The organism is Verrucomicrobia bacterium CG1_02_43_26 (genome assembly GCA_001872735.1).
Taxonomy (GTDB): domain Bacteria; phylum Verrucomicrobiota; class Verrucomicrobiia; order Opitutales; family CG1-02-43-26; genus CG1-02-43-26.
Genome location: MNWT01000013.1, coordinates 38,285 through 53,867, shown reverse-complemented (window position 1 = coordinate 53,867; position 15,583 = coordinate 38,285). Strand labels below are relative to the sequence as shown.

The following is a 15,583-nucleotide window of genomic DNA, read 5'->3' as shown; positions in this document are numbered from 1 at the left end:
GAATACTATTTCAGTAAAATGGGAAAAGAACAAGAATCAAGTTTAGTGGCCTTGGGGCTGGGGTGGGGGTGGTTTGAATTAAAAAATTGCTTTAAAAGGTGAATTATTGGATGATTACCGGCAATGATTTTGGCGATTGAGAGTTCGTGCGACGAGTCTGCGCTTGCTTTACTGGACCCGGCTAAGGGGTTTTTAGGGGAATGGATACATAGCCAACTTGCCCTGCATAGTGAGTATGGCGGCGTTGTGCCCGCGCTTGCATCTCGTGAGCATCTTAATAACCTGCCTCGCCTAATGGAATCACCATTGAAGGTGCTGTCTGATGGGGATGCAAGAGTCGATAAGATTGCTGTTACGTATGGACCAGGGCTAGCTGGGTGTTTGGCGCTCGGAATCGCAATGGCAAGGGCATTATCATTGGCATGGGGAGTGCCGGTTGTTGGAGTAAACCATTTGAGGGGACACGCCTTTTCGCCCTTTATTGAGCTGTTTGAGGCCGACCCTGAGGCTTTTATGGCCGAATACAAAGCCCTTTTGCCTCATTTAGGCATGATCGTTTCAGGCGGCAATACAATTATCTTTGAGCTGTGTGAGAACGGCGAGATCACTATTTTAGCGGAAACAATTGATGATGCGGCGGGAGAAGCTTTAGATAAAGGGGCTAAACTCCTCGGTATGCCGTACCCTGGAGGGGCGCTTATTGAGAAAAAGGCGAAAAACGGCAATAGAGAAGCCTTTGACTTCCCGAGGGCTTTAGGAAAGAGCAAGGACGGCCGCTTTAGCTTTTCCGGGCTCAAGACGAGCCTGCGTTATGTCCTTGAAAAGATGAGTGATAATGAGCTTTCTGGGAATTTAAACGATCTGTGTGCCAGCTACCAGGCGGCAGTTATGGATCAGCTCTGCTGGAAGCTGGAATGGTTCTTGAGTGAAAAGAAGTATGCGAGCGCAGGCCTTTCCGGTGGTGTAGCGAATAATAAGGTGTTGCGGGAACGCTTTTCTGAAATTGCTAGGGAGAGGCAGGCAAAGCCCTTTATTGCCAAACCGCAGCATACGGGAGATAACGCCGGTATGATCGCGTTTGCTGCCTATATTGACCCTGAAGGCTGTTTTGATGCCGGGAGCGAAAAGCTTTCGTTTGATCCGGCATTACGGTTGTAATTATAGTGGGAAAATTGGGTGGGTTTCCGGTTATGAATAATCTCGCTATTTCCTTGGTTTAGTCATCTTTTTTTGTGATTTAATTTCGACATAAGTGGCGTTCCGGAGTGCGGTTTAAATTCGTTATTTTGTCGGAAATTCTTCAGTATAAGTTCGCTTTAATGGAGGGAGTTTGTTCCACCTGGAACAAACAGTCGATTCCTTATTAAAGGTTAATGGACTAAACTTTAATAAGGAAAGGAGTGCTCTTTTGTTTACTTTTTGAGGTGAGAGGAGATAGGACAGCTATGTTCTGGGGCGTTATTAGGGCGAAGGTTTTTGAAAAGTTAATTTTTTTAATAAAAAAGCTTGCAAAAAAGATGAGGTGATCCTACTATACTGACTCAATCAAGTTGATGCAGGGTGGAGCAGCCTGGTAGCTCGTCAGGCTCATAACCTGAAGGTCCCCGGTTCAAATCCGGGCCCTGCACCCAATTTTTAAGATCGTTTTTTACTAAAACGATTTTTTTATGGGGTAGGCCTTATTAATTGTTCATCAAGCTTTTTTCAAAGCATTTATCACTGGAGTAAGAAAAGAATTCAGTGAGACAATTTGCTTTAGTCGTACGCCACCATAACTTTGACCTTCTCTGATGATCTCGCCTTCTGTAGAATCGAGGTCAAAAGCCAGACCATCCTCGGGATACGGGATAGCACAAATATTTTTAAGTATCTCTTTCAATGTTTCGATTTGATTAGGTATGTTTCCCGAAAAATCGATATCGCGGGTGGGTCTATGAGGCTCGTTATCCCAGATCGTAAAGAGGAAGGCACCTTTTAGGAAAAACTTATCCTTGTATTCTGAAATGCTCAAACGGTATAGAAATCTTTCGACAACATATCTATATAGCAGTGTTTCGGAATCCTCTCCTCTGTTTTTTGCTATATTTCGAAGTTTGTTCAGTATAGATAGGGGTAGGTTTTTCATCAAACGTTGGCGGTTAAATCAATGACTCAACATAAGGCTTCATTACCTTTTGGACGCGGCATATCTTGGCGTAATAATTGAGTTCCTTTAAGGTAAGCAGCTTCCGTCGCCAAGTATCCCGGAGAGCTTCAATGGCGACATCTATCCCGATTTTGTTTCTATATTTAAAACAGTCGGCAACCGTTTTAGCCGGGCAGTATACTTTGATTTCCGTACCCTGTCTTTTGATTTTCTCAACCCCTTCAGTAAAGGCTTTTCCCGAGAATTGAAAAGCGCGAATAGGTGGGTAATCGAGTTTAGGGGGTTTCGCCTTACGATCTACGGCAACCCAGATCTGGTAAGGGTTCTGTGTCGTGATTTCGTAAAAAGTGAGAGCGGAAAGAAGGCAAATTACGCCATGCGGGACTCGTTTGCAGATTTCTATATAACTCTGTTTTTCATCAAATTCGTAATCATTGGAGCAATAGAGCCCACGACCCAGTTTTTGCACCTTTCCTTCGCTTTCCAATAGATTGAGGTAGTAAGGAGGCGCGCCAATTTCCTTGAGATCCCTTCTCCTGACGATTTTTCTTTTTTTAATATACTTTAAGATTTTGTCTTTCAAGTCGTTCATATATAAAAGGTCATCATATATAAATACATGCATACCTTTTGTATATATTTCAAGCAAAAACGGAAAACAATGTTTCGTTTTAAGTTGCTTATTTAAAGAAGGTTATGATTTTCTTGCTTCTCTAGCCGAGATTGTCTCAATCAAGTTGATGCAGGGTGGAGCAGCCTGGTAGCTCGTCAGGCTCATAACCTGAAGGTCCCCGGTTCAAATCCGAGCCCTGCACCCAATTTTAAAAAGCAGTTTTTTATCGAAACGGCTTTTTTTGTGCACGGATGTTGTGTTAGTAACGAAAACAAAAATAGCTTTCTTTTGGGAAAACGGATGTGGCGTTTTAATGCTTTAAGTTTTTTTTAAAAATTCGGCTAGGGTATAATCCTTTATTGGGACATGCTGCAAGCATTTTTTGGCAATAAAGGATTATACCCTAGCCGAATGGGAAAAGTCAAGTGAAATAAGTAACGGGTTTAAGGGTAGGTAGTTTTGGGGTGTGTGATGTCCAATTGGTGGATTGGGGAATATGCAAACTACTGCAAACAGTATCGATTCAACTTCGTGGGCTTGAATCTAGTTGCGTTATTTGATTTCTGAGCAAAATCGTATTACATTGGTTTGGACGAGCATGGTATGGATATTGAGAAAACGTGAGTTGCTCGGAAATAAACATAAGGAGATAGATCGATGTACCATCTTACTGATTTAGATGAATTGGCAGGACGAATTAGAAGTTCATTTTCTAAAGAATATATGTGTGAAGCAATTACTGCTTATCGTGCAGGAGCCTACCGAGCAGCTTTAACAACAACTTGGGTTGCGGTGTGCATTGATATCATGGAGAAAATTAAAGAATTGAGTGATAGCGGGGATGAGCGCGCGCAAAAATTGGCTAAAGAGTTGGATCAGATTAAAATAACTGATAAAATGAGCATGCAGAAGTTTGAAAACGAGTTGCTGACGGATGCCTGTGACAAATTGGAAATAATAACCCCGCTGGAGCGAACGTATTTGGAGCGGTTAAAGGATGACAGAAATATTTGTGTTCACCCTACGTTTCAAAACGAAGGGGAACATTTTAAGGTTACTCCCGAAAATGTTCGAGCGCATATGGTAGCCGCTTGTAAATATTTGCTAATATTGGAACCTGTTCAGGGCAAGATGTTAATAGAAAAAATTTTAAATGATATCGAAAAACTTCCGGATGATGAAGAAAGCGCAATCGAACTTTTAAAATCTAACCACCGATTAGGACGTGCCAAGGATTCTGTATTTCGAAATTTATGTATAGTAATTTTAAAAACGCTTTTTAAGAGTGATTTGGAGTTGGAGAACACAAAACTTAAAAGGATACTGATTGTACTGAAGGCTATTGAAGGCAAAAAGCCTGATATTCTTCGGGTTACTATTAAAGAAAAATTGTGTCTGCTTTTGATGGATGCTGAGCGATTTTGGTTTAAGCATGTCTTTGCGTTTTTTAATCTTTATCCAAAATCATACGAAGGATTGGAAGGATCGGTGAAAATTCTTATTTGTGACCGCATAAAGAAGCTTTCGGCAGAGGAGATGATACGTTGTTTTGAAGGGGTTGAATATTCTGATTCCGGGGTGCCTGAGATTAAGGATGCTTTGAGCGCTAGGGTGAAGAGCTTTGAATATAAAGAACGGATAGAAGTTTTATCAATTGTTGTTTGGGTAGGATTTAAGAGCTTGGTGATAGAGTTAATGAAGGAATCAACATCATGGGAGAGTATTCGTAGTAATGGGAATAAGTGTTTATTTCCATATATAGAATTGCTTGACGCAGAAGACGTAAGAGCAGTTATTGTTGGCTTTGATGACCATGTATATTCTACTGGGAATATAGATATGCTTCTTGTAAAGTTGTATCAGCGATCGAAAGAGTTAAGCGTTGAGGACCATAATGCGCTTTGGTGTAATTTTGCGGAGAATGTGAGTAAAGAAAAGTCTTCGAGGGGGTCTCCTTGGTATGAGTTTTACCACTTAAAAAAAGTATTGATTGAAGATGACATTATTGCCGAGGAAAGTGAGCCTCCACAGGAAGTTATATGACTGATTTAACCTCCCTAACCTCCATCGCCCCCATTAACGAATTCGTTAAGAAGATTTCGTCTGCATCGAGAAGTATTTCCCTTTTGAAAAGACCTTCCACGACATTTTCTTCCCTTTCTATGATTTTCGCACGGATGATGCCGGGGAGGATGGGGCAGTCTAGGGAAGGGGTGTAGAGGGTTTTGCCGATACGGAAGAAGATGTTGGCTATGCTGGTTTCGGTGATGTAACCTTCGGGGGTGAGGAAGATGCAATCGTCAAAGCCGGCCTGTTGGGCTTTGTGGCGTTCGGTGAAGTCGTAGCAGGTGGTTTTAAATTTGTAGAGCCGATCAGTTGTGGGGCGTGGGGTGTTTGAAAACGTTAGGCGGAAGCCGCGTTTGAAGTCTGCGGGTGTGTAGCGAGGGGGGCCGGTTTCGATTGTTAGTTTGTTGTTTAGAAGGGTGTACTTGAGGAAGCCCTCTGTGGGGAGATTTTGTGTGCATTGCGCTTCTAGTTCTGAGTAGCTAAGCGGGCAGTGTAGGCCAAGGGTTGAGCAGCTGTGTGCGAAGCGATCCCAGTGCTCTTGGAAGAATACGGGTTTGCTGTTTGTGACCTTAAGCGTTTCGAATAAGCCCAGGTTTTTATCGGACGAGGCAAGCATCTTCCTGTTGTGTGTATTGGAGGGCTTTGGCGAGCAGGCGACCCTTGTGGAGGGCTTCTTGGTATTCGTCCTCTGGAGAGGAGTCCCATACGATGGCACCGCCGACGTGAAAATAAGCCTTTTCGTTTTTGCAGATGATGGTGCGTATGGCGATGTTTAGGCAAGCGTTTCCATCAAAGCCGATGTAGCCGATCGCGCCTGTGTAGATGTCGCGCTGGGTGGGCTCTATTTCATCTATGATTTCCATGGATCTGATTTTAGGAGCGCCGGTGATGGAGCCACCAGGGAAAGCTGCTTTGAGCGCGTCTACTATATCTAACCTTGGACGGAGCGTGCCGCTGATGGTTGCATCTAAATGGAATACGGAAGGAAAGGCACTGACGGCAAAGACGTTTTCTTCCTTAACGGAGCCATACTCGCAGACACGCCCGAGGTCGTTTCTGGCCAAGTCTACAATCATGAGGAGCTCAGCTTTGTCCTTTTCGCTTTGGAGGAGCTCCTCGCGCAGACGGAGATCCTCGGCCTCATTCTTGCCCCGTGGGCGAGTGCCCTTAATCGGCCGCGTTTCGATGTATTGGCTCTGTTTTTTAAGAAAAAGCTCCGGAGAAGCGGAGAGAACCTGAAGATCATCAAAGCCAAGGAAAGCGCTAAACGGAGCCGGGTTTATTTGACGCAGGTGATTGTAGATATTAATCGGATTATCGAGCAAAGCGCACTCAAAACGCAGGGTTAAGTTGACCTCGTAGGCATCTCCAGCGGCGATATAGTCCTTGATCTTATTGACGGCGCTGTGGTGTTCGGCGGGAGACAAGCTAGCCTCAAATTGGGACATGTCCGGTTGAAAGTCGGCTTGCTTGCTTAAGCTAGGAAGTGGAAGCACAATATCCTCATTTACAATAGCTAAGAGCTCTGCCATACGCTCTTCTGCGGGCATAGAGAGACCAAGTGTGATGGCGTAGGCCTCATTTTTGACATGATCGATGGCAATGATACCATCATAAAAACCGAGCTGTAGATCCTCTATGTTGCGATCATCTGTTGTTGTATGCGGTAATTTTTCTAATTGATGGCAAAGCTCGTAGCCGAAGAAGCCGACAGCGCCACCGATAAAAGGAAAGTCGCTTTCGTTGATAACGGCATATTCACGCAGCAGAAGACGTAGCGTATCTAAAGGAGCGCCATTGGAAGTGTTAGGCGAAGCGGAATCCCCAGTCGTGGTGATTGAAAGTTTATTGCCTTTTGACTTAAATACGAGAAAAGGATCGCACCCGATGAACGAGAATTTACCCAAGTCACCATAGCCCCTACCACTATCCAAGAAAAAGGCATAGTTACGATGAGCGAAACGATTGAAAAGCTCTTGTGTATCAAAATGATCGATTCTTTCGACAAGCATGGGAAAAAGCTTGATTAAAAGAGAAGAAATAAGCAAACTTTTCTGATATCTTTCATTTTTGTAGAAAATATTATGAGACACATACAACTTTCGCTTATTTTGATAGCCACACTTTTTCTCGCTAACGGGTGTACTTTAGACAGAGGATTAAAGACGTATAATGGCGTAAGCGTACAGGAGTTGGGCTATATATCAGGTGTCGCGATTGAAGGTTCTTTTCCCGCGAAAGGCAATTTAGCGGTTACTATTAACGGTAATCTTTCCTCTAAATACGGTTTTCAAGTTGTATCGGTTAACGGTGCTACGGTTGGCGGGATAAGGCAAGTGCAAGTTGGGCTAATGGGGTCTAACCGAAAGCCAGTTCTTTTAGAATACCGAGCATCTTGGTTTGACGCGTCTGGCAAAGAGCTAGAAGGCCAAGCGCTTGGGTGGTCACCCTTGCCTATGGACGGAAAAGTTTTCAAGACGGTGACGGTTGTTCCCAAGACAACGCAGGCACAATCTTTTCGTGTTTCTATTCGTAAAAAATTAAACTAGTATAAAGATAATATGAAAAAACAAATATGGATTGCGATAGCAGGGATGGTTTTCATAGGGCTTACGGGCTGTAAGACAACAAAAGTTGATTACGCGGAGCCGGTGAGCGCGACGCCGTTAACGACGGATTTTAGTTTTTCTGACGTGAACTTTGTCGCTAATGACATGGTGGACTCGATGCTTATTTCACCCGCTACGGTAGCGATCACGCAAGACCGCAGACCGTTGGTGGTGGTTGACCGTATACGTAATAAGACAGATCAGCACATTGACACAGAGTCTATTACCGATACTATTCGCACGCAGCTAATACGCTCCGGGAAGTTCCGTTTTACGGATAAAGTAACCCGTGCGGATCAAAAGGAAGAGCTTGAGTACCAAAACTACAGCGGTATGGTTGATCCTAATAACAAAGCTGACATCGGCAAGCAGTATGGTGCGGAGTATATGGTGACTGGTTCTATTGTATCCTATGTAGAACGTAACAGCAAAGTGTTACGCAAGTCGTATAAATTTAACTTGATTTTGACAAACATACAAACGGGTGTGATTGAGTGGTCTGATGAAGTACCGATCACAAAGCAACAGACACGAAGTACGTTTGGTAGGTAAAGCCTAGCAGGGAAAGATCTTCTAGAAAAAGATATTTTATGGTCCACACATAGCGTTGAGTTAAATATATACCAAAAATCCGATAATGGCGCACAAGGAACAACCGCTCATATCCGTTAAAGATTTATGTAAAAGTTATGACGACGACTTGGTGCTCAATCGGGTAAGCGTTGATGTGGAAGAAGGGGACCTGGTCTCTATCATCGGCCCATCGGGATGCGGCAAGTCTACCTTTTTACGTTGTTTGAATTGCCTGGAAGTGATGGATTCCGGGCGCATTTCGATAGCGGGGTTAACGCTGCAGCGGGATAAGCAATATGACCGATTAAGTAGCACCTTTCACAACACCGCGCATGATTTGAGGGAACAAGTGGGAATGGTCTTTCAGGGGCTAAATTTATTTCCCCATATGACGATATTGGAGAATATTATATTGTCTCCGATGGTTGTTAAAAAGCAGACAAAAGCAGTTGCTGTGGATAACGCGATTCGTTTGCTGGAAAAAGTAGGCCTGAAGAACTTTGCGAGCCGGTATCCCTATAGCTTGTCCGGCGGGCAGCAACAGCGAGCGGCGATCGCGAGAGCATTGGCGATGATGCCTAAAGTGATGCTGTATGATGAGCCAACGTCCTCCCTTGACCCTGAATTAGTGGAAGAAGTGCTACAGGTAATGCGGGCGATTGACGAAGAAGGGATGACACAGATAGTTGTTACCCATGAAATGGCCTTTGCGCAAGACGCGTCCGACTACATTATTTATATGGAAGACGGGGAAATTGTTGAAATATCTGATGAAGACGAAATATTTGTTTCGCCCCAAGACGAGCGTACCAGGCGATTCCTGAAGAAGTATCTGTAATATGAAGAAGTACTTTTATATATTCTTTTGTTTGGTGGTCTCAGTGATGAGTGCTTTTGGGGCAGAGATTGCCGCGGATCCTATGCTATTTCGCTGGGCGGGAGATGCGGAAAACGGGGCACCAAGTGTTTTTAGAGATGCCGCTGATCATGATAAAGTGAATGGCGTGGAATGGGATCTTGCCAATGCAATCGCGAAAGAATTGGGTAAAGAAGCCGTGTTTACGGAAGTGCAATGGAACGGGTTAATTCCGGGCTTGCAAAGAGGGCTTTACGATGCGGTCGTTGATGCGCAAGAGATTACGTCAGCGCGTGAAGAGGTGGTTAATTTTTCAACGCCCTATTATGTGACGTATTTGCAGCTAGTCGTTTTGGACGGTGAAGAGGAGATAAATGATTTAAATGACTGTAAAGGAAAAGTTGTTGGCGCCCTGCGCAATACAGGTGCGGTAAATATTTTAAAAGAAGAGCAAGGTATCGAAATCAAGCAGTATGATTATGAAATGAGCCTTCTGTATGACTTGATCTATGGTCGAATTGATGCGGTGTTGTTTGATGCCCCGATTGCACTTTATTATGCGGAGCCAATGAAAGGAGTTCGCATACTGCCCGAACCGATTGGCCGGTTAGTGTACGGCGTTGCTATTAATAAAAAAAATACGGAACTCTTGGCAGAAGTGAACGCAGCGATTGCGCGTTTGATAGAAACAGGTAAATTGCGCGAAATCTATGAGCGGTGGAATATGTGGAACCCCATGATGGCGAATTATCTGGAAGATTATAGTGTTTCTGATACAGAGCCCACGGCTTATGAAGCGTTTAAAGAAATGGTCCGCTACAATTTGGTGGAGAAAGATCTAAAGAAACGCTATTTGAGCTTTTTGCCTGTATTGGGAAAAGGTGCGTGGATGACGATTAAGTTGTCTGTGATATCGATGATATTTGCGATGTTTTTTGGACTCTTTTTGGCAATTGTGCGGATTTATGGTCACAAGATATTTAGCGGGATTGCCTACATTTATATAGAGATTATTCGCGGGACACCCCTGTTGATACAACTTTACTTTATCTTTTACGGGCTGCCGGCGATCGGAATCAAGCTAGACTCCTTTGTCGCGGGTATCTTGGGATTGGGCCTTAATTACGCGGCCTTTGAGGCAGAAAATTACAGAGCCGGCATTAGATCTGTACCGCAAGGGCAGATGGAAGCAGCACGAGCTTTAGGGATGACCCACTGGCAGAGCTTACGATTTGTTGTGCTTCCGCAAGCCGTGCGTACGGTGATTCCACCCATTACGAATGATTTTATTTCACTCCTAAAAGACTCCGCGCTGGTTTCAGTAATTACGATTGTTGATTTAACCTATGCGTATACGCAGTTGGCTGCCGTTTACTATGACTATTTTGGGATTGGAATATTGGTTGCCGGTATATACTTCTTGATCGGCTTCCCCTTCGCACAATTGGGACGCTGGGCAGAGAAGAAATTGTCTATGGATCGGCGACGCTTGAAGCGGTATTGAGAAGACCTCTTGTTTGGCACAAATAGACTTCTAAAATTTATAAAATACTGATAGCCTGAAGCCTTTAATATTATTTTGACCCATAAGAAATCCCTGAAGACCCTTTTTTGTAAAGGAATTTTAATAGGTATTTTTACCCTATTTATTCCAGGGAATAGTATTAGCTATGCGGAATGGGACAACGGATGGCCGGTACGTGTCCTTGAAACAGATGACCAGACAGGGGATTGGAAACGCCTGCAGATGGCAGGACCCTTTCTGGAGCAACAAAAAGGGATACGCGCATTACGTCCCGGTACAGCCATTTTTGATAACCCGGCCGTTGGAGGACAGGAAGCGCACTATTTGTACCCCTTGTGGAATTATTATTACGAAGAGCATAATTTGCGCTGGGATGTTTTTAGCCTGATGACCTTTGATAAGACGTGGTATGATGGGAAGGTCAAGAGCCAGCGCTTTAACATATTTCCCGTATATTTCGCACAACAGACGGATAACCCAGATACCTCTTACCACGGCGTATTTCCGGTTTCAGGGAATGTACGTAATTACTTTGGTGCGGATAAGATTAGCTGGGCCTTTTTCCCTGTTTCATTGCAAGTGGAGAACGAAGACCAAAAACGATATAGTTTCCCCTGGCCCTTTATAAGATGGCAAGAAGGCGCTACGCCACAGACCGGAGGCGGGGCAGCTTGGCCCCTTGTTGGCCACTTTTATAAACAAGGCAAGTACGACCACCAGTTTGGCGGATGGCCATTTATATATAGTTATCGAGATGATTTAGATTCTAATACCCCGAAGTTGCGCCAAGCGGTTCTCCCCTTTTACGCATTAGAGACCGGACCGAAGAAGGACAGCCTTACCTGGATATGGCCCTTTTTTAGCCATATAGAAGGTAAAGAAGAACCTACTTATGTAGAAGATCAATTCCTGTGGCCCCTTGTGATAAAGGCGCGCGGTAAAGAGCGGCATATTACGCAAGCATTACCCTTTTATGCGTATTCGAAGCTCAAAGATCGTGAAAAGCAGTGGTTTTTGTGGCCCTTAATGAAACAGACGCAGTGGAACGAACGCGGCCTTAGGATTGATCGGCAACAATTACTATTCTTTTTAGTGTGGCGAGAAAAGCAGCACAGTATTGCGAACCCTGAGCTAGCCCCCGCGGAAAAGACGCACGTGTGGCCCCTTTATAGTTATTGGGATAATGGCGCAGGGGAAAAACAATTTCAGTTTTTAAGCCCCTTTGAAGTTTTCTTCCCCGGGAACAGGACAGTCCGAGAAGCCTATACGCCGCTTTTTGCCCTTTACCGTTATCAAGAAAAACCGAATGGAGATCTGTATCGCGGTTTTTTGTTTAACCTTATAATTTATGAATCAACAGAAACACATGCCAAGTTTAGCTTTGGGCCTATTTTTGAGACCAGGAAAGACGCGGAAGGCGAGTCCTTTCAACTATTTAAAGGGTTGATCGGATATGAGAAAAAAAATGGCAAAAAAAGACTGAAATTGTTATGGAGAAACACCTAAAAAAAACTTAGCATGGTAAAAAGCCTTATATGAACCCCATTCTTGCAGCATTGGATCGTACCGGAAGCATAGTTATTTTGCTATTAACTTCGCTGAAGTATTTGCCAAGCCTCCCGAGACAGTTTGCCAGGGTAATGGAGCATTGCTTTCATATTGGATATAAGACGCTCTTCATTGTAGGTATATTGAGCTTGTTCATTGGCGGCGTATTAGCGCTACAATCCGGTTACAGCTTACAGAATTTAAGTGGTGCTCAGGCCTATTTGGGGAGTATTGTGGGGCTTTCCATGTGCCGTGAATTAGGGCCCGTGATGACATCCTTTCTCTTGGCGGGACGCGTAGGATCCGCTATTACCGCGGAGTTAGCGTCCATGAAAGTTTACCAAGAAGTGGATGCATTGACCACGATGAACATTCCACCGGAAAAAATTTTAGTGCTTCCACGTATTGTAGCTACTTTGCTCATGATGCCAGTGTTGACCATTTTCTCGATTATTATCGGTTGGTTTGGCGGTATGTGGGTGAGTGAGTACGTTGGCTTTATTAGCTTGGAGCCTGAAACGTACTGGCAGGGTCTGAAAGAGTTTGTTGATTTTAAAAGCGTGCAAGATGGCCTTGTAAAAGCAGAGATCTTTGGCGGTGTTGTGGCACTGATTTGTTGTAATGAAGGATTATTGACTAAAGGGGGGCCACGAGAGATTGGTACAGCGGTTACCCGCGGGGTCGTTTTCTCTATGATCGCCATACTGTTCTTAGACTATTTCATCACAAGGGCTCAAATTTAGAATAAACGGAAATGGTAAACTATAAAGAAGATCAGCAAGCAGTGCCTATCGTTGTCGAAGGGCTCAATAAGAGCTATGGTGATCAGCAAGTATTGTTTGATATTTCATTTTCGGTGAAGGCGGGAGAGACCTTTGTGATTATGGGGCCTAGCGGTTCCGGTAAGTCCGTTTTGTTGAAAGCAATTATAGGTTTGGAGAAACCGGATACGGGATCAGTGCTTATAAATAAATTAGATGCTTCCTTGAAGTCGACCCACGTTAACGTGGTTACAGGCATTGTATTTCAGGCAGGCGCTTTATTTAACTCGATGTCTGTCTTTGATAACCTGGCGCTTTATCCGCGCGAGCACCGGCTGCTTTCTGGGAAAGCGTTGGATAATGAAGTGATGGAAACCCTAAAGATGCTATCCTTGGAGCAAGCAGCTAACAAATTTCCCTCAGAGCTTTCTGGCGGCATGAAAAAGCGTGTTTCGATTGCGAGAGCTCTCATGATGAAACCTCAGCTTTTATTGTATGATGAGCCTACTTCTGAGCTGGACCCTATTATGGCGGCAACGATCTCTGAAATTATAGCCACGTTGAATGAGAAGATACACGTTACGAGTGTTGTGGTATCCCATGATCGCGATTTAGCTTTTGCTATCGCTGACCGAGTTGCTGTTTTGTATGATGGCAAAATAATAGCCATTGATACCCCTAAGGCTTTAAAGGAACTGGACGATCCTATTGTAAAAGAATTTTTAAACCCAAAGATTGATTTAGCGAACCCTCGCTTTAAAGAAAATATATAATTATGGCAGCAATTACCCAAAGCATACGAGTTGGTTTATTTTTTGTATTTGGCCTTGTCCTGATATGGGTCGTTTATGAAACGCTTTCAGAGGCTTCTTTGTATTCGAAACACGGTTACGAAGTTGTGGCTCCGTTTGAAGATCTCAAGCAAATAAAAGTAGGCGCTGATGTACGCCTTGCTGGAGTGAGTATTGGGGCGGTTACAGAAGCTTATTTAAAAAATGGCACCGCGATTGCAGTTTTAATGATTGAGCCGGAGATCAAAATACCGAGTGATTCCGTTGCTACGATTACCACAGCCGGTCTTTTAGGCAATAACTACGTAGCAATTCTTGCCGGAGAGGATAAAACGTATTTAAAAAAAGACGCCACTATAAAGACCAAAGCGACATTAGATTTTAACGATGTGATGGAGGAAGTAGGGGGGATTGCGAAAAAATTGGACGATTTTCTCAGTTCCTTCACGGGAGGAATGGATGAAGATACCGGCATGGGCAAGCTTGTCAAAAACCTGAATACCCTTGTGGACGAAAATGCGGATAAACTGACTAAGACATTGGGGAATTTAGAGTCTATTACAGAGAAAATTAATGATGGCCAAGGCACCTTGGGTATGCTGGTGAATTCGGATACGTTGCACACTCAACTGGTTGCCGCTGCAGAAAATACAAGTCAATTTATGGCTGACGCGCGGGAAATTGTGGATAAGATTAATTCAGGCGACGGCGCGCTTTCAGAGCTGTTAAATAACCCTGAAATGGCGGAACAAGTTCGCGAAACGGTTGCCAATCTAGAACAGTTTAGTGAAAAACTAAACAGTGACACTAGTACCCTGGGAAGACTTATTAGTAGTGACGACCTATATGTACGCGCAGAAGCCGTCATGACAAAAGTAGAAGGTGCTGTGGATAGTATAGAAAACGCAGGACCGATTACGGCTGTGGGGGTTGCTGCGAATGCTTTGTTCTAGGCATTGTTTAAGAATTTTTGCTTACCTTGTATAGCACATGGTGTGACAGCGGGTGGCCTTCGGTGACCAGTGGGTGGGGAAAATCACCATCCAAGTCTCGCTTCATGCTGAGCTTTTCCATGACTTGGATAGATCGCTTGTTTGCGGGAACCGTGAACGCAACGATTTCGCCTAGGCCAATCGTATTGAACCCGTAATCGAGTACCGCCCTTGCGCCCTCTGTCGCATACCCCTTACCCCAGTGTTGTGAGCTCAGGCGCCACCCGATTTCGACACAAGGGGTGAAATGAGCCTCAAATTTGGGGATAGAAAGACCGATGAATCCGATTAATGCATTATTTTCCTTGAGCGCTACGGCGAAAAGGCAAAAACGATGATCATTAAAGGATTGGATGCTGCTTTCGATAAATGCATTCACTTGCTCTCTCGTTATCGGGCCTAGCAGGAACTCATATACCCTGGGATCTTGATTAATGCGGAAGTAGGCATCGGCATCATGGGCGGCCCATGTGCGCAAGATAAGCCTTTCTGTTTCGATTACTTTCATGTTGATTGCTAGTGAGTTAAGGATAAGTTCGAGCTGTTTTTTGTCAATAGTTGTCATTCATTGAAGTGGATTTGAAAAGACACTTCGAGAAGAGGAAGGTTGCGTTTTGGGGTTGTTATATATTATATAGACGGGCATGGAAGACAGACTTAAAGAAATGGGCTTAACATTACCTTCAGTTCCCGCTCCGGCAGGAAATTACTTGCCTTATACGCGAGTGGGCAATGTTTTGTATTTAGCGGGAACACTCCCCGTTATGGATGGCAAAATTACGCATACAGGGAAAGTGGGCGAGACGCAGACGGTTGAGCAGGCTTATGAAGCTGCTAAGATGTGTGCGTTGAATGCGATTGCGGTGGTGAAGTCTGCTGCGGGATCTTTGGATAAGGTGAACCGTTGGGTTTTGGTGAATGGCTTTGTGAACGGCGTGGCCGGTTTTGCGGATAGCCCTGCCGTTTTAAATGGTGCTTCAGATCTTCTAGGCTCCCTGTTTGGCGAGGCAGGTAAGCATGCGAGGGCTGCGGTCGCGGTTGCGGGTTTGCCTAAGGATGCCACCGTTGAGATACAGTGCGTTGTTGAGCTGAAGAGCTAATA

16 protein-coding genes and 2 tRNA genes are annotated in these 15,583 nt (G+C 44.3%); 13 read left to right on the top strand and 5 right to left on the bottom strand.

What is annotated here, in order from left to right:
- Nucleotides 1–123 precede the first annotated feature (123 nt).
- Nucleotides 124–1,158, top strand: coding sequence for a tRNA (adenosine(37)-N6)-threonylcarbamoyltransferase complex transferase subunit TsaD (locus tag AUJ82_04445; GenBank protein ID OIO59809.1), 1,035 nt, complete (start codon nucleotides 124–126; stop codon nucleotides 1,156–1,158).
- A 396-nt stretch (nucleotides 1,159–1,554) separates the two neighbouring features.
- Nucleotides 1,555–1,631: transfer RNA gene (locus tag AUJ82_04440), tRNA-Met, on the top strand.
- A 62-nt stretch (nucleotides 1,632–1,693) separates the two neighbouring features.
- Here AUJ82_04440 and AUJ82_04435 read toward each other — a convergent pair.
- Both AUJ82_04435 and AUJ82_04430 read right to left on the bottom strand, forming a co-directional pair.
- Entirely contained in the window at nucleotides 1,694–2,125 is a 432-nt protein-coding gene (locus tag AUJ82_04435) for a hypothetical protein (protein ID OIO59808.1), read from the bottom strand.
- 13 nt (nucleotides 2,126–2,138) lie between these two features.
- Nucleotides 2,139–2,738 carry a transcriptional regulator gene (locus tag AUJ82_04430; protein OIO59807.1) on the bottom strand — a complete coding sequence of 200 codons (600 nt, stop codon included), beginning with the start codon at nucleotides 2,736–2,738 and terminating at the stop codon, nucleotides 2,139–2,141.
- Nucleotides 2,739–2,887: 149 nt separating this feature from the next.
- On the opposite strand from AUJ82_04430, the gene AUJ82_04425 reads away from it, so the two are divergent.
- Together AUJ82_04425 and AUJ82_04420 are read left to right on the top strand one after the other, a co-directional pair.
- Nucleotides 2,888–2,964, top strand: a tRNA-Met gene (locus AUJ82_04425).
- Between the two features lie 452 nt (nucleotides 2,965–3,416).
- On the top strand, nucleotides 3,417–4,802 hold the full coding sequence (locus tag AUJ82_04420; GenBank protein OIO59806.1) for a hypothetical protein: 1,386 nt from the start codon (nucleotides 3,417–3,419) through the stop codon (nucleotides 4,800–4,802).
- On the opposite strand, the gene AUJ82_04415 is transcribed toward AUJ82_04420, so the two are convergent.
- Nucleotides 4,795–5,442, bottom strand: a complete 648-nt coding sequence (locus AUJ82_04415) for a hypothetical protein (protein ID OIO59805.1) — start codon at nucleotides 5,440–5,442, stop codon at nucleotides 4,795–4,797. The two genes, AUJ82_04420 and AUJ82_04415, sit on opposite strands and share 8 nt — an antisense overlap.
- Entirely contained in the window at nucleotides 5,423–6,838 is a 1,416-nt protein-coding gene (locus tag AUJ82_04410; protein OIO59804.1) for an aminodeoxychorismate synthase, component I, read from the bottom strand. Before AUJ82_04410 ends, AUJ82_04415 begins: the two co-directional genes overlap by 20 nt.
- Before the next feature lie 72 nt (nucleotides 6,839–6,910).
- On the opposite strand from AUJ82_04410, the gene AUJ82_04405 reads away from it, so the two are divergent.
- From AUJ82_04405 to AUJ82_04370, 8 genes are all read left to right on the top strand, one after another.
- The gene (locus tag AUJ82_04405) at nucleotides 6,911–7,375 is read left to right on the top strand and encodes a hypothetical protein (GenBank protein OIO59803.1); all 465 of its coding nucleotides are present in this window, start codon (nucleotides 6,911–6,913) and stop codon (nucleotides 7,373–7,375) included.
- A gap of 12 nt (nucleotides 7,376–7,387) precedes the next feature.
- Nucleotides 7,388–7,987 carry a penicillin-binding protein activator LpoB gene (locus tag AUJ82_04400; protein ID OIO59802.1) on the top strand — a complete coding sequence of 200 codons (600 nt, stop codon included), beginning with the start codon at nucleotides 7,388–7,390 and terminating at the stop codon, nucleotides 7,985–7,987.
- 85 nt (nucleotides 7,988–8,072) lie between these two features.
- A complete protein-coding gene (gene glnQ / locus AUJ82_04395) occupies nucleotides 8,073–8,846 on the top strand; it encodes a glutamine ABC transporter ATP-binding protein (GenBank protein ID OIO59801.1) in 774 nt (257 codons plus the stop codon).
- Nucleotide 8,847: 1 nt separating this feature from the next.
- Nucleotides 8,848–10,368 carry a hypothetical protein gene (locus tag AUJ82_04390; GenBank protein OIO59800.1) on the top strand — a complete coding sequence of 507 codons (1,521 nt, stop codon included), beginning with the start codon at nucleotides 8,848–8,850 and terminating at the stop codon, nucleotides 10,366–10,368.
- Nucleotides 10,369–10,443: 75 nt separating this feature from the next.
- On the top strand, nucleotides 10,444–11,895 hold the full coding sequence (locus AUJ82_04385) for a hypothetical protein (protein ID OIO59799.1): 1,452 nt from the start codon (nucleotides 10,444–10,446) through the stop codon (nucleotides 11,893–11,895).
- A gap of 29 nt (nucleotides 11,896–11,924) precedes the next feature.
- A complete protein-coding gene (locus AUJ82_04380) occupies nucleotides 11,925–12,680 on the top strand; it encodes a hypothetical protein (protein ID OIO59798.1) in 756 nt (251 codons plus the stop codon).
- Nucleotides 12,681–12,691: 11 nt separating this feature from the next.
- Nucleotides 12,692–13,471 carry an ABC transporter ATP-binding protein gene (locus tag AUJ82_04375; protein ID OIO59797.1) on the top strand — a complete coding sequence of 260 codons (780 nt, stop codon included), beginning with the start codon at nucleotides 12,692–12,694 and terminating at the stop codon, nucleotides 13,469–13,471.
- A 2-nt stretch (nucleotides 13,472–13,473) separates the two neighbouring features.
- Nucleotides 13,474–14,442: a hypothetical protein gene (locus AUJ82_04370; protein ID OIO59796.1), complete on the top strand. Its 969-nt coding sequence runs from the start codon at nucleotides 13,474–13,476 to the stop codon at nucleotides 14,440–14,442.
- A gap of 7 nt (nucleotides 14,443–14,449) precedes the next feature.
- Here AUJ82_04370 and AUJ82_04365 read toward each other — a convergent pair whose 3' ends face one another.
- Nucleotides 14,450–14,989 (bottom strand): GNAT family N-acetyltransferase, encoded by a 540-nt coding sequence (locus tag AUJ82_04365; GenBank protein OIO59795.1) that lies wholly within the window; start codon nucleotides 14,987–14,989, stop codon nucleotides 14,450–14,452.
- Between the two features lie 136 nt (nucleotides 14,990–15,125).
- Between AUJ82_04365 and AUJ82_04360 the strand changes: the two genes are divergently transcribed.
- Nucleotides 15,126–15,581: a hypothetical protein gene (locus AUJ82_04360; GenBank protein ID OIO59794.1), complete on the top strand. Its 456-nt coding sequence runs from the start codon at nucleotides 15,126–15,128 to the stop codon at nucleotides 15,579–15,581.
- Nucleotides 15,582–15,583: the final 2 nt, after the last annotated feature.

Excerpts from the sequence above, each read along its gene's own strand:
- AUJ82_04445 (OIO59809.1), top strand. The coding sequence starts at position 124 with ATGATTTTGGCGATTGAGAGTTCGTGCGACGAGTCTGCGCTTGCTTTA.
- AUJ82_04415 (OIO59805.1), bottom strand. The coding sequence starts at position 5,442 with ATGCTTGCCTCGTCCGATAAAAACCTGGGCTTATTCGAAACGCTTAAG.
- AUJ82_04420 (OIO59806.1), top strand. The coding sequence starts at position 3,417 with ATGTACCATCTTACTGATTTAGATGAATTGGCAGGACGAATTAGAAGT.
- AUJ82_04435 (OIO59808.1), bottom strand. The coding sequence starts at position 2,125 with ATGAAAAACCTACCCCTATCTATACTGAACAAACTTCGAAATATAGCA.
- AUJ82_04370 (OIO59796.1), top strand. The coding sequence starts at position 13,474 with ATGGCAGCAATTACCCAAAGCATACGAGTTGGTTTATTTTTTGTATTT.
- glnQ (OIO59801.1), top strand. The coding sequence starts at position 8,073 with ATGGCGCACAAGGAACAACCGCTCATATCCGTTAAAGATTTATGTAAA.
- AUJ82_04390 (OIO59800.1), top strand. The coding sequence starts at position 8,848 with ATGAAGAAGTACTTTTATATATTCTTTTGTTTGGTGGTCTCAGTGATG.
- AUJ82_04410 (OIO59804.1), bottom strand. The coding sequence starts at position 6,838 with ATGCTTGTCGAAAGAATCGATCATTTTGATACACAAGAGCTTTTCAAT.
- AUJ82_04375 (OIO59797.1), top strand. The coding sequence starts at position 12,692 with ATGGTAAACTATAAAGAAGATCAGCAAGCAGTGCCTATCGTTGTCGAA.
- AUJ82_04430 (OIO59807.1), bottom strand. The coding sequence starts at position 2,738 with ATGAACGACTTGAAAGACAAAATCTTAAAGTATATTAAAAAAAGAAAA.
- AUJ82_04365 (OIO59795.1), bottom strand. The coding sequence starts at position 14,989 with ATGAAAGTAATCGAAACAGAAAGGCTTATCTTGCGCACATGGGCCGCC.
- AUJ82_04405 (OIO59803.1), top strand. The coding sequence starts at position 6,911 with ATGAGACACATACAACTTTCGCTTATTTTGATAGCCACACTTTTTCTC.
- AUJ82_04400 (OIO59802.1), top strand. The coding sequence starts at position 7,388 with ATGAAAAAACAAATATGGATTGCGATAGCAGGGATGGTTTTCATAGGG.
- AUJ82_04380 (OIO59798.1), top strand. The coding sequence starts at position 11,925 with ATGAACCCCATTCTTGCAGCATTGGATCGTACCGGAAGCATAGTTATT.
- AUJ82_04360 (OIO59794.1), top strand. The coding sequence starts at position 15,126 with ATGGAAGACAGACTTAAAGAAATGGGCTTAACATTACCTTCAGTTCCC.